The following is a 19,758-nucleotide window of genomic DNA, read 5'->3' on the forward strand; positions in this document are numbered from 1 at the left end:
CGGAAGGAGAGGATTCCAGCCCCATCTGGCGCTTTTGCCGCGGCCGCTCTATATCCGCCGCTCTTCGATGACGACCGATGACGACGCCCGGCTGAAGAAGCTGAGGTTCCGCGCCTGGCGCCGGGGCTTCAGGGAAGCGGACCTCATTCTGGGGCCGTTCGCGGACAAGCACGTCCACACGTTCAGCGAGGCCGAGCTCGACTGGTTCGAGCTGCTGCTCGAGGTCCCCGACCAGGACCTCTACGCCTGGATCATCGGCCGCGAGGACCCGCCCGCCGAATTCACCGGTCCGATCATGGATCGGATCAAGGCCTTCCGCTTTGAGCTGAACGAAGCGCGGGGAGACGACCGTGGCGGATGACAGCTCACGACCGATTTCCGCCGCCGGCCTGCGCCGCGTCGCCGAGGATCCCGGCCGCCTCGACCTGGTCGGCGCCCCCGAGGGCTTCGACGCCCTGGTCATGGCCGACATCGTCAGGGCCCGCAAAGGCCTGAGCGTCTTCGTGGCGCGCGACGGCGCCCGGCTTTCGGCCTTCTGCGACGCCTTCGCCTTCTTCGCCCCACGGGTCGAGATCCTGCGCCTGCCCTCCTGGGACTGCCTGCCCTACGACCGGGTGGGGCCCTCGCACGGCGTCGCCGCCGAGCGCATGGCGACCCTCTACCGCCTGGCCGCCGGCCTCGACGACAAGACCCCGCGGCTCCTCGTCACCGCCGTGCCGGGCCTGGTGCAGCGCGTGCCCCCGCGCAGCGTCGTCAAGCGGGCCGCCTGGTCGGCCCACGTCGGCAACACCGTCGAGATCGCCGATCTCGAGCACTATTTCGCGGTCAACGGCTATGCCCGCGCCTCGACGGTCTCCGAGCGCGGCGAGTTCGCCATCCGCGGCGGCGTCATCGACGTCTTCCCGCCCACCGCCGAGGAGCCGGTCCGCCTCGACCTCTTCGGCGACACCCTGGAAAGCATCCGCGGCTTCGATCCGGAGACCCAGCGCTCCACCAAGCAGCTGACCGAGGTCTCCCTGCTGCCGGTGTCCGAGGCCCTGCTCGACAAGGAAGCCATCTCGCGCTTTCGCACCGGCTACCTCGAGGCCTTCGGCGCGCCGGGCCAGGACCCGCTCTACGCCACCGTCTCCGAGGGCGGGCGCCGGGCCGGCATGGAGCACTGGCTGCCGCTCTTCTATCCGAAGATGGAGAGCCTCTTCGACTACCTGCCGGCCGACACCCTGGTGGCCCTCGACCATCTGGCGCGAGACGCCCGTGACGAGCGCCTGGCCATGGTCCGCGACGCCTTCGAGGCGCGCAGCCAGACCGACCGGCGCACCCACTACCATCCGCTGGAGCCGGAGCGCCTCTACCTCGACGAGGACGAGTGGAGCGAGCAGCTCAAGGTGCGCCCGAGCCGCCGCTTCTCCGCCTTCCAGGAGGCCGAGGGCGAGGCGGTGATCGACATGGGCGCCCGCGCCGGCCGCAAATTCGCGCCCGAGCGCCAGCGCGACAGCGTCAATCTGTTCGAGGCCACCGCCGACCACGCCGCCAAGCTCTCCGCCGCGGGTAAGCGCGTGCTGTTCGCCTCCTGGTCGGAGGGCTCGTCCGAGCGCCTGGGCGTCATGCTCGCCGACCACGGCCTGAAGAACGTCCCGCTCGCGCCCTACTGGGACGCGGCCAAGGCCGCCGACCCGAAGACGCCGCAGCGCGTGGTCCTGCCGCTCGACAACGGCTTCGAGACCGACAGCCTGGCCGTCGTCTCCGAGACCGACATCCTCGGCGATCGCCTGGCCCGCCCGACGCGGCGGCGGCGGGCGACGAACTTCCTGGCCGAGGCCTCGGCCCTGACGCCCGGCGACCTCGTCGTCCACATCGACCACGGCATCGGCCGCTACGAGGGGCTGAAGACCCTCGAGGTGCAGGAAGCGCCGCACGACTGCCTCGAGCTGCAGTACGGCGGCGAGGCCAAGCTCTACCTGCCGGTCGAGAACATCGACCTGCTCACCCGCTATGGCGCCGACTCCGAGGGCGTCGTCCTCGACCGCCTGGGCGGGGCCGCCTGGCAGGCGCGCAAGGCGCGCGCCAAGGAGCGGCTGCGCGAGATGGCCGAGGGGCTCATCCGCATCGCCGCGGAGCGCGCCACCAAGCACACCGACGAGGTCGAGCCGCCGCACGGGGTGTTCGACGAGTTCTGCGCCCGCTTCCCCTACGAGGAGACGGACGACCAGCTCGCCGCTATCGGCGATGTCCTGGAGGACCTCTCCTCGGGCAAGCCGATGGACCGCCTGATCTGCGGCGACGTCGGCTTCGGCAAGACCGAGGTCGCCCTGCGCGCCGCCTTCGTGGTCGCCATGAGCGGCAAGCAGGTGGCCGTGGTCGCCCCGACGACCCTCCTGGCGCGCCAGCACTACAAGACCTTCACCGAGCGCTTCGAGGGGTGGCCGGTGCGCATCCGGCGCCTGTCGCGCCTGGTCACCGCCAAGGAGGCCGCCGAGACCCGCGAGGCGCTCGCCAACGGCGAGGTCGAAATCGTCGTCGGCACCCACGCCATCCTCGGCAAGCAGGTGGCCTTCAAGGACCTTGGCCTCGTGATCGTCGACGAGGAGCAGCACTTCGGGGTCAAGCACAAGGAGAAGCTCAAGGAGCTTCGCGCCGACGTGCACGTCCTGACGCTGACCGCCACGCCGATCCCGCGCACCCTGCAGATGTCGCTCAGCGGCATCCGCGAGATGTCGATCATCGCCACGCCGCCGGTCGATCGCCTGGCGGTGCGCACCTACATCACGCCCTTCGATCCGGTGGTCGTCCGCGAGGCTCTGCTGCGGGAGAAGTACCGCGGCGGCCAGGCCTACTACGTCGCCCCGCGGATCAACGACCTGCCGGAGCTGGAGCGCTTCCTGCGCGAGCAGGTGCCCGAGGTGAAGTTCGTCGTCGGCCACGGCCAGATGGCGCCGACCCAGCTCGAAGACGTGATGAGCGCCTTCTACGACGGCCAGTACGACGTGCTGCTGTCGACCACTATCGTCGAGAGCGGTCTCGACATCCCGACCGCCAACACCCTCATCATCCACCGCGCCGACATGTTCGGCCTGGCCCAGCTCTACCAGCTGCGGGGCCGGGTCGGACGGGCCAAGGCGCGGGCCTACGCCTATCTGACCACTCCGCACGAGAAGCCGATCACCCTGTCGGCCGAGAAGCGGCTGAAGGTCCTTCAGTCGCTGGACAGCCTGGGCGCGGGCTTCCAGCTCGCCAGCCACGACCTCGACATCCGCGGCGGCGGCAACCTCCTGGGCGAAGAGCAGTCCGGCCACATCCGCGAGATCGGCGTCGAGCTCTATCAGCAGATGCTCGAGGACGCCGTGGCCGAGCTCAAGGAGCTGGGCGGGGCAGGCGGGCTCGTCCCGGACAGGGGCTGGTCGCCGCAGATCAACACCGGCGCGGCCGTGCTCATCCCCGAGGACTACGTCCCCGACCTCAACGTGCGCCTGTCGCTCTATCGGCGGCTGTCCGACGCCGAGAAGGCGGCCGACCGCGAGGCCCTGGCCGCCGAGCTCATCGACCGGTTCGGCCCGCTGCCGCCCGAGGCGGGGCAGCTCCTCAAGGTCGTCGCCATCAAGGGGCTCTGCCGCGAGGCCAATGTCGCCAAGATCGACGTGGGTCCGAAGGGCGCGGTCGTCAGCTTCCGCGACGATCAGTTCAAGAATCCGGGCGGTCTTGTTGGTTTCGTTCAGAAAAACCAGATCGCCTGGCGCATCCGGCCGGACAACAAGGTGGTCGTGAAGGGCGAGTGGGAGACCCCCGAGCAGCGCCTGAACGCCGCCGAGAAGATCCTCACCGAGCTCGCCAAGCTGGCGGTGGCCTAGGCCGCCTTGGCGGCCCGCGCCTCGGCCAGCAGCCGGCTGGCGCGGAGCGCGATCTCCAGCCGCTGGGCGCAGACCAGGCCGACGGTGATCACCAGGGCCGCGTCGGCCACCGTGCTCACCGACATGTGCAGGGCCCCGGCGTTCTCGGCCGCGAAGGTCCGCAGGCCGTAGCGCAGGGCGAAGATGCCGAGGATCAGCAGCATGCCCACGGGCGAGGCGCGGCTGGTCAGGGCGTGGGTCTCGGGATCGACGGTGATGTGGGTGAAGCGCCCGCGCCACCAGCCGAGCAGTGCGCCCAGCGCCAGGGCGGCGATGTCGAGCGCGAGGCCGGCGGGCGAGGGGACGCCCTCCTGGGCGAGCGCCAGGCCGACGAGGAGGAGGATGACGAGCGGAGACACCCACAGCGCCTCGATCCGCAGGCGCCGGGCGCGCGAGTTGCGCAGGATCACCATGCCGATGGCGATGAGCGGGAAGAGGTAGGCCCAGACGCCCAGGTTCGCCGGTTGGTGCTGCATCAGCTCGCCTTTCGTGCGTAGGCCTCCGCCGCTGCCTGTTCGAGCGCCCGACCGGCCGGCTCGCCAGGGCCGACCTCGGCCACCCCCAGGTCGAACTCAACCACGAATGGAGGCTTGCCGTCACCTGCCTCGAAGGCTGTGCAGCCGATCACCGCCGCGATGCGCTCGCCCGCCGCCCTTGCGGCCGCCGCCGGCGTCGCGGGCAGGGCGAGGGCGAAGACCTCCGGGCCGAGCCGCGCGGCGGTGTCCTCCACCCGCACGAGCCGGCCGACCATGGAGCCGATCTGCGGGATGGCCCGGCCCAGCCAGCCGCCCTTGCGGATCGCCGCGAGCTCCGGCTTGTCGGCGACCTTGAGGACGCAGACCGAGAGGGCGCGGTTGCGCTGCTTGGCGGCCTGGGCGAGGCGCGCCAGGTGGGCGGCGAAGAGGTCGCGGGTGAAGAGGCCGGTCGCGGCGTCCATCAGGCCCGAGGTGCGCGCGCTCTCCAGCGCCTGGCGCACCGAAGTCTGGCGGCGGTAGGCCCGGGCCAGCTCGACCACGCGGCGCGCCGTCTCGGCCTCGGGCGTCTCGGGCGAGGCCACGTCGGTGATGCCGCGATGGTACGCTTCCGAGGCGGTGACGTAGCTGTCCTGGCGCATGTAGAGCACCGCGGGCGTATGATAGAGGCGGGTGTTGCGGCGCAGGCCGGCGGCGATCGACAGCGCCTCCTGCGGGTTCTCGCCGGCCCACAGCACCACGGCGTCGAACCGCCGTTCGTGCAGATAGTCGAAGGCGGTGTAGGCGGTGAACGCGCCGACCACCTCCGCGCCGTGCGCGGCCAGGGCGTTGGATAGGGCTAGGAACTGCGGCGCCGGCTCGCCGATCGCCAGCACCTGATAGGGGCCGTTGTCGGAATCCGGCACGCCGAGGGCGCGGTTCTTCTCGGCGAAGGTCTCGACGCGAAGCTCGAACTCCTCCTCGGCCACCGCCGTGCGCACCAGCGTCTCAAGCCGCATGGCCGCCTGGGCCGGGTGCAGCGGAGCGGCGAGGGTCAGGTCGAAGCCGCGCGCCTCCAGCGACGGGTCCGGCTCGCCGATCGCCACCACGGGCAGCCGGCGCGGCGCGCAGGCCTCCTTCAGCCGCTGGGCCATGTCGAGCGCCTCGGCGCCTTCCGAGAGGTCGACAATGGCCGCTTCGATCTGCAGGTCGGCGACCGCTGCCATGGCGGCATAGGCGCCGCGCGCGGTGACGGTCCGCCAGCCGAGGCGGTCCAGGCCTTCCGACAACGGCCCGGCCAGGGCGTCGTCGCGCGCCACGATCACTACCCGCGCCTGCACGCCTGCCGCCATCCCCCGCTTCATGGGCTCCGCTTAAGCTCTCTTACCTGCCAATCGGTGAATCGGGCAGGGCCAAGATTGGGCTGCGTCCTTAGGTTGCGGGCGCGCCCGGCGCCAAGGGCGATGCAAGGCGCTTGGCTGACCGCGCGGCAGGCGCTCTAGATGGCCGGCAAGACCAGGAGGAAGAACATGGGCCAGGGACCGCTCTCCAGCCTCAAGATCATCGAGTTCGCCGGGATCGGGCCGGGGCCCTTCGCCGGCATGCTGCTGTCGGACCTCGGCGCGGACGTCATCCGCATCGACCGCAAGGGCGCGGGCCGTGGCGGCGCGCCCAGCGACATCACCTCGCGCGGCCGTCGCTCGGTCGCCCTCGACCTCAAGAACCCCGCGGCGGTGGAGACCTGCCTGAAGCTCATGGAGAGCGCCGACGTGGTGTTCGAGGGCTTCCGTCCCGGCGTCATGGAGCGCCTGGGGCTCGGCCCCGACGTGGTGCTGAAGCGCAATCCAAAGATCGTCTACGGCCGCATGACGGGCTGGGGCCAGACCGGTCCCTATTCGCAGGCCGCCGGCCACGACATGAACTACATCGCCATCACCGGCGCCCTGCACGCCATCGGCACCAAGGACAAGCCCGTCCCGCCGCTGAACCTGGTCGGCGACTTCGGGGGCGGCGCCCTCTACCTCGCGTTCGGCCTCCTGGCCGCGGTGATCAACGCCCGCCAGAGCGGCCAGGGTCAGGTGGTCGACTGCGCCATGAGCGACGGCGCCGCCTCCCTGATGGCGATGTTCTACGGCTTCAAGGCCTCGGGCATGTGGTCGAGCGAGCGGCGGGCGAACATGCTCGACGGCGGCGCCCACTTCTACGACACCTACCAGTGCGCCGACGGCAAGTGGGTCTCGATCGGCTCCATCGAGCCGCAGTTCTACGCCCTGCTCATGGAGAAGACCGGGATCCAGGATCCGGACTTTGCCAAGCAGATGGATCGCGGCATGTGGCCCGAGCTGCGTGAGAAGCTCGCCAAGGTGATCGCCACCAAGAGCCGCGACGAGTGGACGAGGATCATGGGCGCCACCGACGTCTGCTTCGCCCCGGTGCTCGACCTCGACGAGGCGCCGAAGCATGAGCACAACGTCGCCCGCAAGACCTTCGTGGAAGTGGCCGGCGTCGTTCAACCGGCGCCCGCGCCGCGCTTCTCGGCCACGCCGGGCGCGATCCAGGGGCCGCCGCCGAAGATCGGCGCCCACGACCGCGAGGCGCTCAGCGACTGGGGCTTCTCGGCCTCCGACATCGACGCCCTGGCCAAGGCCGGCGCGTTAGGACTTGAGACGGTTTCCTGAAGACCCCGTTCAGCCTGGGTTCAGCCGCCGGGGACGATAACGCGTGACGGTCGGTCGTCGCGCTCTCCCGTCCCTCGAAGCGGCGGTCGGCCCGGATGGAACGACACGCCCATCGGCGGCGCGCCACCCCCAACCCGGTGGCGCGCCGTTTTGGCGTCTGATGGGTGGGGCCTGATGGGGTAGGGCTGGGGACAGTTCAGCTTCGAGGCTTGCGCCCGGCCACGTTCCTCAGCACCCTCCGCCCCGATGCTCCCTCCCCGCATCCTCTCCCGTCTCCGCAGCATGGATTGGGACCCGACCCACTGGCTGCGCATGGGCCTGCTGGTCCTCGGGCGGGCGCTGACGCGCCTCTGGGGCCGCGACGTCATGCTCTACACGGGCGGTGTGTCGTTCTTCGTCATGCTGGCGATCTTCCCGGCGCTGGCCATCCTGATCGGCCTCTACAGCCTGCTCGCCGACCCGGCCCAGGCCGCGGCCGAGGGCAGGGCGCTCTCCACCGTCATGCCCGCCGGCGTGCGCGATATCTTCCAGAGCGAACTGATGCGGCTGGTGCAGACGCCGCATGTGGCCATGTCCACCCAGAGCGGCCTCGCCCTGGTGGTCGCGATCTACGCCTCGCACCGCGGCTTCAAGGCGCTGCTCGCGGGGCTCTCCTTCATCCATGACGAGGACGAGCCGCACGGCTTCGTGGGCTTCAACCTGCTCGCAGGCGCCGTGCTGATCGCCACCTTCGCCGCGCTGGGCGTGATTTCGGCCATCTTCTTCGGCCTGCGCATCATGGGCTCGGCGTTCGAGCTGCGGCCGCTGCGCGGGGTGTCCTGGCTGCTCAGCGAGTGGACCTGGGCCAGCGTGGGCCTGACGCTGGGCCTTTCCCTGATCTATCGCTTCGCCATGTCCCGCCGCCCGGTCGTCTGGCGCGCCTCAATGCTGGGCGGCCTCGCGGCGGCGGCGCTCTGCCTGTTCGCCTCCTGGGCCATCGCCTTCTACGTCGAGCAGATCGCCCATCTAGGCGCGACTTACGGCTCGCTGGCGACGGTCATCGTCTTCCTGATCTGGCTGTCGTGGAACGTGAACGCGATCTTCTTCGGCGGCGCGCTCGCGACCGAGGTCGAGCTCGCGATCGACGCCAGTTCGCCGAAGCCCGCCATCCCGGACCTGCGCGGCGTCAGGCCGGTGGTTTCGCGATCACGAAACTGAGGACTCCGGCGTCCTCGCCGCGGTCCAGGATCTCCACGCCCAAGCCGGCCGCGAAGTGCGGCACGTCGATCCGCGCCAGGGGGTCGTCCGCGAGCAGGCGCAGCCGCGCTCCCGCAGGCGCGGCCTCCAGGGCCCGCCGCAGCCGCAGGGTCGGCACCGGGCATCGGTGCCCACGCGCGTCGACCAGGATCTCCTCGAAACTCATCGCTGGAGCCTTAAGGCCTTGGTCCGAGGAACCCAAGCGCTGCCTTCGCGCGTTGTGGCCGCACGGCCGGTTTGGGGACCATACCGAAGATGCGACAGGGGGAGGCGTTCGACACCGACGTTCCGGCGCGGCTGGACCGGCTCCCGTGGAGCCGCTTCCACTGGCTGGTGGTCATTGCGCTGGGGGTCACCTGGATTCTCGACGGGCTCGAGGTGACGCTCGTCGGCTCCTTGTCGCCCGCCATCGCCAGCCCGGCGGCCCTCGACCTGTCCTCGAGCGAGGTGGGGCTGAGCGGCAGCGCCTACATCCTCGGCGCGGTGATCGGGGCGCTGGTATTCGGACGGCTCACGGACAAGCTCGGACGACGCAAGCTGTTCACCGCCACGGTCGGCCTCTATCTCCTGGCCACGATCGCGACGGGCCTGTCCTGGGACGTCTGGTCGTTCATGGCCTTCCGCTTTCTCACCGGCGCCGGCATCGGCGGGGAGTACGGGGCGGTGAACTCGGCCATCCAGGAGCTGATCCCGGCCCGCCGGCGGGGCTACACCGACCTGGCGGTCAACGGCACCTTCTGGGTCGGGGCGGCCCTCGGCGCGCTCGGGTCCCTGGTGGTGCTGGATCCCGCGGTCGTTCCGCAGGCGTGGGGCTGGCGGCTGGCCTTCGTGATCGGCGGCCTCCTGGCGCTGGTGATCATATTCGTGCGCCGCTTCATCCCGGAAAGCCCGCGCTGGCTGATGACCCATGGCCGCCCAGAGGAGGCGGAGGAGATCGTCCGCCAGATCGAGCGCCGCATCGAGCGCCACACGGCCCTGCCGCCGCAGATCGAGCCCATTCGGAAGCTGCGCTTCGCTCGCCGTGAGGAGACCGGTTGGGCGGAGATCGCCGCCACCCTGTTCCGCGCCCATCCCCGACGGACGATCCTGGGGATCGTGCTGATGGCCACCCAGGCCTTCTGCTACAACGCGATCTTCTTCACCTACGCGATCATCCTGACGAAATTCTACGGAATTCCAGACCGTAACGTCGGCCTGTTCATGCTGCCGTTTGCGCTCGGCAACGTGGCGGGCCCGCTGGTGCTGGGGCGGCTATTCGACAGTCTCGGCCGCAAGACCATGATCGCGTCGACCTATGGCATAGCCGGGGCCTTGCTCTGCGCCACCGGTTGGCTGTTCGCCGCCGGGCTCCTGACCGCCGAAAGCCAGACGCTCGCCTGGAGCGTCATCTTCTTCTTCGCGTCGGCGGCGGCCAGCGCGGCCTATCTGACGGTGGGCGAGCTGTTCCCGCTGGAGACGCGGGCGATCACGATTTCGCTGTTCTACGCCTTCGGCACTCTCCTGGGCGGCGTCGGTGGCCCGGCCCTGTTCGGGGCGCTGATCGACACCGGCGAGCGCTGGCGCATCTTCCTGGGATACCTGCTGGGCGGTGGGCTCATGCTGGTGGCCGCGGCCGTGCAGCTCGTGCTCGGCGTCTCTGCGGAGCGTCGGTCGCTGGAGGCCGTCGCCCCTCCGCTGTCCCTGCTGGGCGGCGAGGAGCCCTAACCCGCGCGGCGGAGAGGCCGATAGAGGCGCTGCGCCTTCACCAGAGCCCAGCCGTCCCGGGTCAGCATGAAGGCGTGTGGCGATCCGCGCCAGCCATTGGCCGCCGCGGCGCTGCCCGCCCGCTGCAACAGCCTGCGGCCGCAGAGCCGCAGACAGAGGCCGAGGACGGCGGGGTCGCGGTCCTCCACCGGGCCGTCCATGGCGCTGCGAAGAATGGCGCGCTCGTCGGCCGAAAGGTCGTGGTAGTCACTCATGGCGGTCTAACGCCGGTGAGCGATGTCTGTTGCCGCGGCCAAGCCTCGCGCCCCTCAAATCACCGGGCGAGCTATTTCGAAAGATGCAGCGAAGCGATGCCGTTGGCGATCTGCTGGAAGATGGCGTCGAGGCTCGCCGAGTTCTTCACGTCGAAATAGTGGTCCGCACCCGAGGCGCAGCTCTGCAGCACGGTGCTCGTCCCGTTCGTGACCTCGACCCTCAGCGTATAGATCTCGATGTCCTTGGCCTTCATGTTGGCGCAGAGCTTCTGCAGCCGATCGTCGAGGGCGGCGGTGCGGTCCGCCTCCGTGCCTGAAACCAGCGGTTGCCCTGTGGTCGGGTTGAGGAGCCGTCCTTCCCACAGATAGCCCGCGCCGTTGTAGTCGGTGACGTTGGCGTTCGTGGGCGTGCTGCCCATGTTCGGCGCGTTGAACATGGTGTTCTCGCCGTCGGTCATCAGGATCACGATCTTCTTGTGCTTGGGCGTGCCGTAAGCGACGCCGTCGGCGAAGGGGGTGTTCGGCGACAGGGTGTGCCACCCCCACGCCATGCCAAGCGGGATGTTGGTCTGGCCCGTGGCCTTCATCGAGCTGATCGCGGACTTCAGCGCCGTCCAGTTGGTCGTCAGCCGCTGCAGGGCCTGCATGTCGCAGCCGTTGTTCGGGCCCCGGCTGCTCCAGGCGTTGACGCTGGCGTTCTTGTACTTCGCCGTGTCGCTCTGCGCCCCGCGCTGGTTGGTGTGGCCCGATTTGTCCTTGATGTAGTTGTTCGAGTAGCCCTGGCCGTTGCTGTCCGAGTTGTCCGGTTCGTCGGGTGCGAAGTAGGGCACCACCAGGGCCTCGGCCGTGGAGTCCGGGGCGGTGTCGTCGATGTCGTAGGGCGGCTTGCGCATCTCGACGCAGCCGGCCCAGGTGATCCCCAGCTGATTGAACAGATCGAAGCGCCTGGTCTGTTGCGGCGCGCCGTTGTCGTCCGGGAACAGGGCGTTGTTGGCGGTCGAGGCGCCATTGACGTCGAGCCATGTCGCCGAGGCGTAGCTCGAATCCACGCGGACGCTCTGCGAGAACGGCACGAGCGAGATCTTCACCGCGTTCGGGTCGGTCGTTTGCGCGGCCGCCTTGGCCATGGTGTCGATGAAGTTTCCGGCCGCGGTCTTCAGGTTCTTGAGCTTCGTGCCCTGCATCGAGCCGGTGTTGTCGAGCACCAGGGCGATCTCCAGCTCATAGCCGGCGCGTTTCACCTCGGTGTGGGCGCCCACGATGATGTTGCCGCCGGTGATGAAGCCGATGACCAGAGGGCGCACGGCGGCCGAGGCGTTGGCGATGACCGTCCCACCGGTCCCGAAGACGAAGGTGTCCGAGGCGAGGGTGACGCTGGAATCGAGCACCAGGTTCTGGTGCAGGATCCGGTCGCCGGTCGTCTGAAGCTGGGTGGCGTCGGAGGCCGTGCTCTTGGCCGTGGCCAGGGTCGCCGCGTCGAGCGCGTCCTGGAGGACGAGCTTGGCCGCGGTGGCGCGCGCGATGTCCAGTGCGCCGAGGGCGGCGAGCGACAGGGGCGCAAGCGAAAGCGCTACCGTCACGGCGACGTTGGCGCGATTGTCCCGCAGTGCTGACCGAAGCCACCGAAGCATCGTGGTTCATCCGTCCGAGCGCCTTCGAAGACGCGGTATCGAGCCGGCAACCTATTGTTGTGGGGTTAATCGTGCGCTTCGGACTTAGGTGAACGGAGGGCAACCATAGGTATGCACTGCTTCCTTAACCCCGATCTTGCAAAGTCCGGTACGGTTGAGGTGGCTTAGGCATGTGGACCAGGGCATTCGCATCGGATCGGCAGGGGGCGACGGCGATCGAGTTCGCGCTCGTGCTGCCGTTGCTGATCGGAATCATCGTCGGGACGGTGGAGATCGGCATCGTGGGCCTGGTCTCCAACACCCTCGACAATTCCGTGCAGGCGGCGTCGCGCAAGATCAGGGTGGGGGACACGGGCGCCCCGACGAGCGCCAGCGAGTTCCGTGATGCGGTGTGCTCCGGCATGTTCGAGCCGCGGAACTCGTGCCTCGCCAAGCTCAACGTCAGTGTCCGCAAGTTTTCGAACTTCGCCTCCGCCAGCGCGGCGGCGGGCGATGCGCCGGCCAATCAGTTCGACAGGGGAGGAGAGGGTGACATCATCCTCGTGAAGGCGACCTACCGCTGGCCTTTCTTCATGCCCTTCTTCACGCTCGACTATCAGCAATCGGGCGCCGCGGCCGTGCTGCTCGACGCGCGCACCACCTTCAAGAACGAGCCCTTCGGATGAGCCTGCGCCGCTTCCGAGCTGACCGGCGCGGCGCCGCCGCGGTCGAGTTCGCGCTGACTTTCCCGATCCTGGTGACCCTGCAACTGGGTTCGGTGGAACTCGTGCGCGCCTTCGAGGCGCAGCGACGGATCGCCCACGTCGCCGCCGCAATGGCAGACGTGGTGAGCCAGGGACGGACCGTCAGCAAGGCGCAGCTCGACGACACCTATTACGCTGGACAGATGCTGGTGAACCCGCTGCCCGTTTCGCACCTGGGACTGCGGATCTCGAGCATGACTGCCGACAGCAAGGGCGTGGTCGGCCTCGACTGGACCGACAACAACAACTGGACGCTCGCCGGCGCGCCCTCGGTCCCGGTGGGCTATCTGGGGGCGGGAGAGAGCGCCATCGTCGCCGACGTCTCCTACGACTACACCTCGCCAATCCGCTACCTGCTGCCGAACACCATCCACTTCGTACGCCACGCCTACATCCGGCCCCGGCTCGTGAACCAGATCCCGAAGGTGTAGCCCCCGCCAATCGTCAACGCTGGTAAACCAAGCCGTTCAGCCGATTATTAAGCGCGCGGGAGCGATCCTGCGCCCATGGTGCTGCGATCTCATCAGGCCGGCTGCGGCCGGCGTCGTCTCGGCCTCTCTCTCAGCGCATGGCGAGCGTGGGCCGATCGTTTCCGAGCCGCCAAGTCCGGCAATGTCGCGATCATCTTCGCCTTCGGGATGCCGGTGGTGGCGGCCGGCGCGGCCTTCGCCGCCGAGACGAGCTACCAGTTCTACAAGCATCAGCGGCTGCAGGCGGCCGCGGACGCCGCGGCCTTCGCGGGCGCGCTCGAACTTCTCGGAGGCTCCGGCACGACGGCGGTCCAGTCCGCGGCGTCGACGGCCGCCACCTCCAATGGCTGGCTGTCGGCCAGCGGAACGATCCAGGTGAACACGCCCCCGACCTCGGGGCCGAACACCACCAACAAGGCCGTCGAGGTGATCCTCACCCAGACCGAGCCGCGCTTCTTCACCGCCGTGCTGACCAGCACGCCTGTGGTGCTCCATCGGCGGGCCGTGGCGCTTTATCAGGTGTCGTCCAACGCCTGCATCGTCGCCCTCAGCAAGACGGCCAGCCGCGCCGTGGACGTGACCGGCAACGCTGCGATGAACCTGAGCGGCTGCGACGTCGCCTCGAATTCGACGGCCGCCGACGCCCTGCACGTCTGGGGTTCGGGCAACATGACCGCCGATTGCGCCGAGACGGCTGGCGGCATCGCCAACAACGGGGGCATGACCCTTTCCCAGTGCCCTGGCGGCATGGCCAACGCCCCGTCCGTCGCCGATCCCTACAAGGATCTGGAGACGCCCTCGCCGCAGGGACCGTGCAACACGCAATCTAGCTACAACGGCGCTGCGCTCACGGCCGGATACTACTGCAACGGCCTCAGCCTGAAGGGCAACGACACCCTGGCGCCCGGCGTCTATTACGTCGGCGGCAGCGGCTTCAGCATCGGCGCCAACGCCTTCGTCGCGGGGACGGGCGTGACCATCTATCTCACCGGTGGCGCGCGGGTGAGCATGCAGGGCAATTCGACCGTGCGGCTGACCGCGCCGACCAGCGGGACCTATTCGGGCATCCTGTTCTTCGGTGATCGGTCCAGCAGCGGCGGCGCGACGAACCTGTTCAACGGCGACAGCACCTCCAAGTTGACGGGCAACCTCTATTTTCCGACGCAGGCGGTCGCCTACAATGGCAACTTCTCCGGTGCGAACGGCTGCACCTATGTGATCGGGGACACGGTCAGCTGGTCCGGTAGCGCCACGTTCGATGTGGACTGCACGGCCGAGGGCATGGCCAAGATCCCTTCGCGCAACGCCGTGAAGCTGGTGGAATAGATGACGCGCCTCGCCACCCTCTGGCGCGATCGGCGCGGCGTCACGGCCATCGAGTTCGCGCTCATCGCTCCGGTCCTCGCCTCGGTCCTGATCCTGGGCTGGGATGGCTGGATGATGATCAGCCAGTCGCTGGACATGCGCACGGCGGTGCAGACCGGCGCGCGCTACTACCAGGTGGGCGGGACCGACGACACGGCTGCCCAGACGGCCGCCCTGGCCGCCTGGCCGCACAGGCCCGCCAACGCGAGCTTCAGCCTGGCGCGCGCCTGCGCCTGCGGCGGCGCGGCCACCAGCTGCTCGAGCGCCTGCACGGCGGGCCAGACACCCACGACCACGGTGACGCTCACCGCCAGCAGCGCCTTCGACGGCGCGATCCAGCATCGGAGCCTCAAGGAGACGGAGGTGATCCGTGTCCGCTAGGGTCCGTTTCCTGCGCGACCGATCGGGCGGCTCGGCGGTGGAGTTCTCCCTGCTCGCGGCCATCTTCTTCGTGATGCTGTTCGGCGTCTTCCAGCTCGGCCTGGCGCTGCACTATGGCGCGAGCGTCCGCTGGGCGCTGGAGACCAGCGCCCGCTCGCTGCTCATCTCGCCGACGACCACCCAGGCCCAGCTCCGCAGCCAGATGCTGGGCTACCTTTCGGATGTCCCGGGCGCGAACAGCGTCAAGGTGACCCTGGCGTCCGACATCTCCAATCCGAGCGCCAAGGTGTTCAAGGCCACCTCCAGCTACGCCTATCCGCTCTCGGTTCCCCTGCTGCCGACCTACAACCTGACCTTCAACGCCAGCGTCACGGTGCCCGCCGCCTGAGCCTCAGCGGATCGCCGCGACGATCAGCACCAGCACCAGGAGGGCGCCGCCCAGGGCCGCCGCGCCGGCCTTGAGGGCCAGCATCTGCTCGGGATTGTAGGCCGCCCAGAGCTTCGCCTGCCGCAGCCATTCGCGGGCGACGGAGCCCGCATCCTCACGGTCCACCGGCGTCTCGTCGCCGAATTCGCTCGGGATCAGGTCCAACCGGTCGGCCTGGCGATGGATCCAGAGCACCGCCTGCTCCGCCCGTGGGCGCAGCCGATCCATCACGCGCATGGCGATCCCGCCCGCATCCGGCGCTCTCGAAGCGTTCGCGAGGTTTTGTGAGGGGGCATCGAGGTCTTGGTCCATGGTCGCGCTCCCACCTGCCGGCCACAACGGCGGAGCTTGGCTACGGTTCCGCCGTCATTCCAGGTTTTCGAAAATCTGGCCTTCCGCCACTCGGATCCGGCCCGGAACCAACCTGCGGCCAGGCTTTTTCATCGGTCGGGAGGTGACGATGCCGCTCGAGTTGACCTGGCAGGACATGGCGGTGCGCATCGCGCTGGCGGTGCTCGCCGGCGCCCTGATCGGTTTCAACCGCGAGGAGCGGAGCCAGGCCGCGGGCCTGCGCACCACCGTGCTCGTCTGCCTGGCGGCGTGCCTGGCCATGGTGCTGGCCAACGCCCTCCTGGGCACCAGCGGCAAGGACCCCTCCAAGTTCGCCCAGATCGACGTCATGCGCCTGCCGCTCGGCGTGCTCTCCGGGATCGGCTTCATCGGCGCCGGCGCCATCGTGCGCCGCGGCAACGTGGTCAGCGGCGTGACCACCGCGGCCACCATCTGGTTCATGACCGTTGTGGGCATCTGCTTCGGCGCCGGCGCGCTGGCTCTGGGCGCGGCGGCCACGGCCGTGGGGTTCGTCCTGCTGTGGGGCCTTCGCTGGGCGGACATGAAGATGTCGCGCAAGTTCCGTGCAGGCCTCACCGTCTGCGCCTTGCGGGGCGGTCTTCCTGAGGTCGAACTGCGCAGGGCGATCGAGACGACGGGGCATCGCATCGTCTTCTGGGCGGTGCGGTACGAGGACGGGGCCGAGCGCTACGAGGCGCGGACCGAACTGGAATGGCGCGGCCATGAGACGGATCGCGGGCGCGAGCCCGACTGGCTCGCGGCCCTGGCGGCGAACGAGGCCGTACTGAAGGCCGATTGGGAGCCCGCGCCGACGTCGGGATAGCGCGAGGGGCTGGCCCGTGGCGGACAGGGTGGGATTCGAACCCACGGTGGGCGCGAACCCACGGCGGTTTTCAAGACCGCTGCCTTAAACCACTCGGCCACCTGTCCAGGCGGCCCCCGATGCCACGGGGGGGCGATGAAGCCAAGGGCGTCGTGACGGGGGTGGGGCCTCCCTTCAGGCTGCGCGAAGTTCGTCGAAGCGGGCGCGCATGGTGGGAACGCGCTGACCGATCGCCTCGGTCAGCTCGAGGCGCCGGTCCCAGAGCGAGCGGTACCAAGCGACGCGCTCGGGGACCTGACGGGCGAACAGCCGCTCGCCGCGTACATAGTCGTGCGCCGCGCCGGCCAGGCGCTGGCGCAGGGCCGCGTCGTCCAGGAGGCGCTGGAGGAGCCGCGGCCAGTCTTCCGGCGCGCGCGCAATGAGGCCGGTCACGCCGTCGCGGATGGTTGCCGCATAGACAGTCGGCGAGGCGATGGTGACGGCGCCGTTGGCGGCGGCCTCGATGAACTTCAGATCGCTCTTGCAGGCCTCATAGGCGCTGTCGCCGAGCGGTGAGAGGGCGATCTCGCAGGTCCGCAGAAGGTCGAGGTAGGCTTGGTAATCCAGGGCCGGGCTGAAGGTGGCGTTGGCCGCGCCCAGCGCCTCGAACACCTCGCGATCGGCGACGACCACGAACTCGACGTCGGCGCGGGCCTTCGCGAGGGGACCCAGGGCCCGCGCGGCCTCAACCCCCGCGGCGGTGCGGTTCAGGGCTCCGAAGAACACCCGGCGCGCCGCCTTACGCTCGGGGGCGGGCAGGGCGAAGGCGGCGTTCGGAAAGACGGCCACCTCCGGGTTGTGCCGTCGGAACAGGTCCGCCAGCGGTTCGGTCGACGTCTGGATGGCGTGGAAGGCGGCGAGGTATTCCCAGTGCTCCGGCCGCATCCGGGTCCGGTTGACCGCTGCGACCAGGTCAGGATGGTCGTCGAACTCCAAGACATGCACCCACCCGCGCTGGATGGTCCGGCGGAGGGGGGCGAGGCGGTCGGGATCCTCCCACGGCATGTGCCGCTGATGAACGATCAGCTTGGGCTCGCCGGGAAAGGCGCTCAGGTCCAGCCCGCCGCCCTCGGCCACGTCCAGCCCCTCGATGCCGGCGAGCGCCTTGGCCGGGAGGGCCATGCGCACGTCCAGAAACCTGGGTCGATGGTGGACGAAATGGAGGTGGAGGTGAGCCATCTGCGTCGGCGGCTATAGCAGCGGGCAAGAGGGCGCTCCACCGCCGCGCCTTGTCAGGCGGCGCCGGCTAGACGCTGAGCCACGAAGGCGGAGAAGCCGAGGTCGTCGAGAACGTCCTGCACCGGCTCCGTCAGCGCCCGCACCTGCTCGGGCTCGAGCTTTCCCGGCCACTGGAGCGCCTTGCCGACCCTGAAGAACTGGCCGCCTTGCGGCTGCTGGCCTTCCACGAAACCGAACATGCCCTCCTGGGCGCTCAGCGTGTCGAAACTCGCGAAGGCGACCGCGGCCTTGAGGCGGTAGGGGTTGGGCTCGTGGCCGAGGAAGGCGATGATTCCGCGCAGGGTCTCGAGGGTGTTCTCCGCCAGGTCGAAGTATCGGATGCGATGGACCGGCGGCGTCGAGGCGCCGAGCCAGGAGCGCGTATGCTGCTCCCACGAGCCCAGCACCTCGTAACCGTGGTTCGGCTTGCCGTTGACCACCAGTCCGGGATTCAGGAGCCGCTGAACGGCCTTGTCCTGGTCGATCCCCCAATAGGCGGCGCAGCTCAGGGCCACGTCGCAGGGATGGCGGACCACGTGCAGGATCCGGTCGCCCGGCGTGAAGGCGAAACCCGGAACGCCATAGGCCGTGCTGTTCAGCGTGTGGGCCTTGAAGAACCGCTGCTCGGGACCGGCCCGCTCCCGTCGTTTCTCGATGTAGGCCAGGCGGTTCCGCCACTGGGCCTCGATCGTACGATCGGCCGGCGCCTGGCCGGTGAGGGCGGTCCACAGTTGCTCGTCGTGTTCGCCGATCGTGGTCGCGCCGATCTCGGCAAGCGTCAGCGGCCGGCCGGCGTCGCTGAAGTAGTTGGACAGCAGGGCGCGCAGGAAGGTGTTCCCCGAGCGCGGATAGCTGACGATCCAGACGATATCCTTCATGTCCTCACTCAGGTCGCGCCCTCGTGATCGCTCCACGTCGGCCGTCCATCCGAGTCGAGACCGAACCTGCTTACAGCTCCGCTTTTATGCGCGCAATGATTGTGGCCGGCGCGCGCTATACAATACCGAGCATTCGAAAGCGATCCGGCAACCGACTGTTAACCCTGCTGAAAACTTCGCCGTGCGAGCGTGATGCTCTCCGCAAGGGCAGGGTGGCGCGATGGCGACGATGCGATGGGTGGTTGTGGCCGTGGCCGGCGCGAGCCTCGCGGCTTGCGCCTCCACCGGGCCGCGTCTGGCGACCCATGCGCCGCGGCCGGCGGGCGCCCCGGGCTACAAGGTCGGCTTGCCCTATCAGGTCGGCGGGGTCTGGTACGTGCCGCGCGAGCAGCCGAACTACAACGAGGTCGGCGTCGCCTCCTGGTATGGCGACCAGTTCCACATGAAGGCCACCGCCAACGGCGAGATCTTCGACAAGGACATCCCCAGCGCGGCCCACACCACCTTGCCCATGCCCTCGCTGGTGGAGGTCACCAATCTCGACAACGGGCGCAAGCTGATCGTGCGGGTGAACGACCGTGGCCCGTTCGTGGACGGTCGCATCATCGACCTCAGCCACGAGGCGGCCCGCCAGCTCGGCTACGATCGGCAGGGCCTGGCCAAGGTGCGGGTGCGCTACATCGGGCCGGCCCCGCTCTACGGCGAGGACACTCGCCGCTTCGCCCGCTACACGCCGCCGCCCAGCCCGCCAGTGGCGGCCCCCGCGCCGCCACCGCCGCCGAAGCCGTCTGCGCCGCCCGCCAGCGACCTGATCCTCACGGCCGCGCCCCCGGCCAAGGCTCCCGCCATCGAGATCGCCAGCCAGACCCTCGCGCCGCTGCCCAAGCCGGCGGCGGCCGCTCCCTTGGAGCCGGAGGCTGCGACCGCGCCAAAGCTCGAAGCCACGACCAGCGCGGCGGCGTTCCGGGTCCAGGCCGGCGCCTTCTCCACGCCCGAGAACGCCCAGAAGGCGGTCGCGCGCCTGGCGGCCGCCGGAGCCGCCGTCGTCGAGCCGGTCTCGCGCAACGGCACGACGCTCTATCGCGTGGTGCTCAACGGGCTGCCTGACCAGGACCAGGCCGAGGAGCTGCGCCAGAAGGTGGCCGACATCGGCTTCGCCGACGCCCGGGTGATCCGTCCGTTCTGATCGCGCCGCTTCCGCTGGACTTCTCCGGCGAAGCGGCC

At 69.5% G+C, this 19,758-nt stretch carries 20 protein-coding genes and 1 tRNA gene; 12 read left to right on the top strand and 9 right to left on the bottom strand.

The window, feature by feature from the left end:
* Positions 1-67 precede the first annotated feature (67 nt).
* Positions 68-361 carry an FAD assembly factor SdhE gene (locus DJ017_RS12580; RefSeq protein ID WP_111530088.1) on the top strand — a complete coding sequence of 98 codons (294 nt, stop codon included), beginning with the start codon at positions 68-70 and terminating at the stop codon, positions 359-361.
* 28 nt (positions 362-389) lie between these two features.
* Positions 390-3,845, top strand: coding sequence for a transcription-repair coupling factor (mfd, locus tag DJ017_RS12585; protein WP_111530087.1), 3,456 nt, complete (start codon positions 390-392; stop codon positions 3,843-3,845).
* On the opposite strand, the gene DJ017_RS12590 is transcribed toward mfd, so the two are convergent.
* Positions 3,842-4,360, bottom strand: a complete 519-nt coding sequence (locus tag DJ017_RS12590) for a CcdC protein domain-containing protein (protein WP_111529038.1) — start codon at positions 4,358-4,360, stop codon at positions 3,842-3,844. The two genes, mfd and DJ017_RS12590, sit on opposite strands and share 4 nt — an antisense overlap.
* The gene (locus DJ017_RS12595) at positions 4,360-5,700 is read right to left on the bottom strand and encodes a diguanylate cyclase domain-containing protein (protein ID WP_227000130.1); all 1,341 of its coding nucleotides are present in this window, start codon (positions 5,698-5,700) and stop codon (positions 4,360-4,362) included. The genes DJ017_RS12590 and DJ017_RS12595 overlap by 1 nt, the downstream gene beginning before the upstream one ends.
* 165 nt (positions 5,701-5,865) lie before the next feature.
* Here DJ017_RS12595 and DJ017_RS12600 point away from each other — a divergent pair, with 165 nt between their 5' ends.
* Together DJ017_RS12600 and DJ017_RS12605 are read left to right on the top strand one after the other, a co-directional pair.
* Positions 5,866-7,014 carry a CaiB/BaiF CoA transferase family protein gene (locus tag DJ017_RS12600; protein ID WP_111530089.1) on the top strand — a complete coding sequence of 383 codons (1,149 nt, stop codon included), beginning with the start codon at positions 5,866-5,868 and terminating at the stop codon, positions 7,012-7,014.
* Positions 7,015-7,296: 282 nt separating this feature from the next.
* Complete coding sequence (locus DJ017_RS12605) at positions 7,297-8,211, top strand: YihY/virulence factor BrkB family protein (RefSeq protein WP_227000131.1); 915 nt, start codon at positions 7,297-7,299, stop codon at positions 8,209-8,211.
* Here DJ017_RS12605 and DJ017_RS12610 read toward each other — a convergent pair.
* Positions 8,180-8,416 carry a sulfurtransferase TusA family protein gene (locus DJ017_RS12610; protein ID WP_111529041.1) on the bottom strand — a complete coding sequence of 79 codons (237 nt, stop codon included), beginning with the start codon at positions 8,414-8,416 and terminating at the stop codon, positions 8,180-8,182. The genes DJ017_RS12605 and DJ017_RS12610 overlap by 32 nt on opposite strands.
* An 89-nt stretch (positions 8,417-8,505) precedes the next feature.
* Between DJ017_RS12610 and DJ017_RS12615 the strand changes: the two genes are divergently transcribed.
* Entirely contained in the window at positions 8,506-9,954 is a 1,449-nt protein-coding gene (locus DJ017_RS12615; RefSeq protein WP_111529042.1) for an MFS transporter, read from the top strand.
* Here the strand turns inward: DJ017_RS12615 and DJ017_RS12620 are convergent.
* Positions 9,951-10,208: a hypothetical protein gene (locus DJ017_RS12620; RefSeq protein WP_111529043.1), complete on the bottom strand. Its 258-nt coding sequence runs from the start codon at positions 10,206-10,208 to the stop codon at positions 9,951-9,953. The two genes, DJ017_RS12615 and DJ017_RS12620, sit on opposite strands and share 4 nt — an antisense overlap.
* 71 nt (positions 10,209-10,279) lie before the next feature.
* Complete coding sequence (locus DJ017_RS12625; protein ID WP_165830613.1) at positions 10,280-11,788, bottom strand: vWA domain-containing protein; 1,509 nt, start codon at positions 11,786-11,788, stop codon at positions 10,280-10,282.
* A gap of 221 nt (positions 11,789-12,009) precedes the next feature.
* Between DJ017_RS12625 and DJ017_RS12630 the strand changes: the two genes are divergently transcribed.
* The 5 genes from DJ017_RS12630 (at position 12,010) to DJ017_RS12650 (ending at position 15,186) form a co-directional block, all read left to right on the top strand.
* A complete protein-coding gene (locus tag DJ017_RS12630) occupies positions 12,010-12,504 on the top strand; it encodes a TadE/TadG family type IV pilus assembly protein (RefSeq protein WP_111529045.1) in 495 nt (164 codons plus the stop codon).
* Positions 12,501-13,013, top strand: coding sequence for a TadE/TadG family type IV pilus assembly protein (locus tag DJ017_RS12635; RefSeq protein WP_111529046.1), 513 nt, complete (start codon positions 12,501-12,503; stop codon positions 13,011-13,013). The genes DJ017_RS12630 and DJ017_RS12635 overlap by 4 nt, the downstream gene beginning before the upstream one ends.
* A 75-nt stretch (positions 13,014-13,088) precedes the next feature.
* Positions 13,089-14,378 (top strand): pilus assembly protein TadG-related protein, encoded by a 1,290-nt coding sequence (locus tag DJ017_RS12640; RefSeq protein WP_111529047.1) that lies wholly within the window; start codon positions 13,089-13,091, stop codon positions 14,376-14,378.
* On the top strand, positions 14,379-14,798 hold the full coding sequence (locus tag DJ017_RS12645) for a TadE/TadG family type IV pilus assembly protein (protein WP_111529048.1): 420 nt from the start codon (positions 14,379-14,381) through the stop codon (positions 14,796-14,798).
* Complete coding sequence (locus tag DJ017_RS12650) at positions 14,788-15,186, top strand: TadE/TadG family type IV pilus assembly protein (protein WP_111529049.1); 399 nt, start codon at positions 14,788-14,790, stop codon at positions 15,184-15,186. The genes DJ017_RS12645 and DJ017_RS12650 overlap by 11 nt, the downstream gene beginning before the upstream one ends.
* 3 nt (positions 15,187-15,189) lie before the next feature.
* Here the strand turns inward: DJ017_RS12650 and DJ017_RS12655 are convergent, their stop codons facing one another.
* Positions 15,190-15,462 (bottom strand): hypothetical protein, encoded by a 273-nt coding sequence (locus tag DJ017_RS12655; RefSeq protein ID WP_111529050.1) that lies wholly within the window; start codon positions 15,460-15,462, stop codon positions 15,190-15,192.
* Positions 15,463-15,685: 223 nt separating this feature from the next.
* On the opposite strand from DJ017_RS12655, the gene DJ017_RS12660 reads away from it, so the two are divergent.
* Positions 15,686-16,399, top strand: coding sequence for an MgtC/SapB family protein (locus DJ017_RS12660; RefSeq protein ID WP_165830614.1), 714 nt, complete (start codon positions 15,686-15,688; stop codon positions 16,397-16,399).
* A gap of 17 nt (positions 16,400-16,416) precedes the next feature.
* Here DJ017_RS12660 and DJ017_RS12665 read toward each other — a convergent pair.
* The 3 genes from DJ017_RS12665 to DJ017_RS12675 form a co-directional block, all read right to left on the bottom strand.
* Positions 16,417-16,506, bottom strand: a tRNA-Ser gene (locus tag DJ017_RS12665).
* Between the two features lie 67 nt (positions 16,507-16,573).
* A complete protein-coding gene (locus DJ017_RS12670) occupies positions 16,574-17,560 on the bottom strand; it encodes a glycosyltransferase family protein (RefSeq protein ID WP_227000219.1) in 987 nt (328 codons plus the stop codon).
* Between the two features lie 110 nt (positions 17,561-17,670).
* Positions 17,671-18,534: a sulfotransferase domain-containing protein gene (locus DJ017_RS12675; protein WP_111529053.1), complete on the bottom strand. Its 864-nt coding sequence runs from the start codon at positions 18,532-18,534 to the stop codon at positions 17,671-17,673.
* A gap of 220 nt (positions 18,535-18,754) precedes the next feature.
* Between DJ017_RS12675 and DJ017_RS12680 the strand changes: the two genes are divergently transcribed.
* Positions 18,755-19,720, top strand: a complete 966-nt coding sequence (locus tag DJ017_RS12680; RefSeq protein ID WP_111529054.1) for a septal ring lytic transglycosylase RlpA family protein — start codon at positions 18,755-18,757, stop codon at positions 19,718-19,720.
* Positions 19,721-19,758 lie beyond the last annotated feature (38 nt).

Origin of the sequence: Phenylobacterium soli, from assembly GCF_003254475.1 — a bacterium.
Classification (GTDB): Bacteria; Pseudomonadota; Alphaproteobacteria; order Caulobacterales; family Caulobacteraceae; genus Phenylobacterium; species Phenylobacterium soli.

What these genes read in the sequence shown, in the direction of transcription:
- DJ017_RS12580 (WP_111530088.1), top strand. Translation starts at nt 68, where the DNA reads ATGACGACCGATGACGACGCCCGGCTGAAGAAGCTGAGGTTCCGCGCC.
- DJ017_RS12590 (WP_111529038.1), bottom strand. Translation starts at nt 4,360, where the DNA reads ATGCAGCACCAACCGGCGAACCTGGGCGTCTGGGCCTACCTCTTCCCG.
- DJ017_RS12595 (WP_227000130.1), bottom strand. Translation starts at nt 5,700, where the DNA reads ATGAAGCGGGGGATGGCGGCAGGCGTGCAGGCGCGGGTAGTGATCGTG.
- DJ017_RS12600 (WP_111530089.1), top strand. Translation starts at nt 5,866, where the DNA reads ATGGGCCAGGGACCGCTCTCCAGCCTCAAGATCATCGAGTTCGCCGGG.
- DJ017_RS12605 (WP_227000131.1), top strand. Translation starts at nt 7,297, where the DNA reads ATGGATTGGGACCCGACCCACTGGCTGCGCATGGGCCTGCTGGTCCTC.
- DJ017_RS12610 (WP_111529041.1), bottom strand. Translation starts at nt 8,416, where the DNA reads ATGAGTTTCGAGGAGATCCTGGTCGACGCGCGTGGGCACCGATGCCCG.
- DJ017_RS12615 (WP_111529042.1), top strand. Translation starts at nt 8,506, where the DNA reads ATGCGACAGGGGGAGGCGTTCGACACCGACGTTCCGGCGCGGCTGGAC.
- DJ017_RS12620 (WP_111529043.1), bottom strand. Translation starts at nt 10,208, where the DNA reads ATGAGTGACTACCACGACCTTTCGGCCGACGAGCGCGCCATTCTTCGC.
- DJ017_RS12630 (WP_111529045.1), top strand. Translation starts at nt 12,010, where the DNA reads ATGTGGACCAGGGCATTCGCATCGGATCGGCAGGGGGCGACGGCGATC.
- DJ017_RS12635 (WP_111529046.1), top strand. Translation starts at nt 12,501, where the DNA reads ATGAGCCTGCGCCGCTTCCGAGCTGACCGGCGCGGCGCCGCCGCGGTC.
- DJ017_RS12640 (WP_111529047.1), top strand. Translation starts at nt 13,089, where the DNA reads ATGGTGCTGCGATCTCATCAGGCCGGCTGCGGCCGGCGTCGTCTCGGC.
- DJ017_RS12645 (WP_111529048.1), top strand. Translation starts at nt 14,379, where the DNA reads ATGACGCGCCTCGCCACCCTCTGGCGCGATCGGCGCGGCGTCACGGCC.
- DJ017_RS12655 (WP_111529050.1), bottom strand. Translation starts at nt 15,462, where the DNA reads ATGCGCGTGATGGATCGGCTGCGCCCACGGGCGGAGCAGGCGGTGCTC.
- DJ017_RS12660 (WP_165830614.1), top strand. Translation starts at nt 15,686, where the DNA reads ATGCCGCTCGAGTTGACCTGGCAGGACATGGCGGTGCGCATCGCGCTG.
- DJ017_RS12670 (WP_227000219.1), bottom strand. Translation starts at nt 17,560, where the DNA reads ATGGCCCTCCCGGCCAAGGCGCTCGCCGGCATCGAGGGGCTGGACGTG.
- DJ017_RS12675 (WP_111529053.1), bottom strand. Translation starts at nt 18,534, where the DNA reads ATGAAGGATATCGTCTGGATCGTCAGCTATCCGCGCTCGGGGAACACC.
- DJ017_RS12680 (WP_111529054.1), top strand. Translation starts at nt 18,755, where the DNA reads ATGGCGACGATGCGATGGGTGGTTGTGGCCGTGGCCGGCGCGAGCCTC.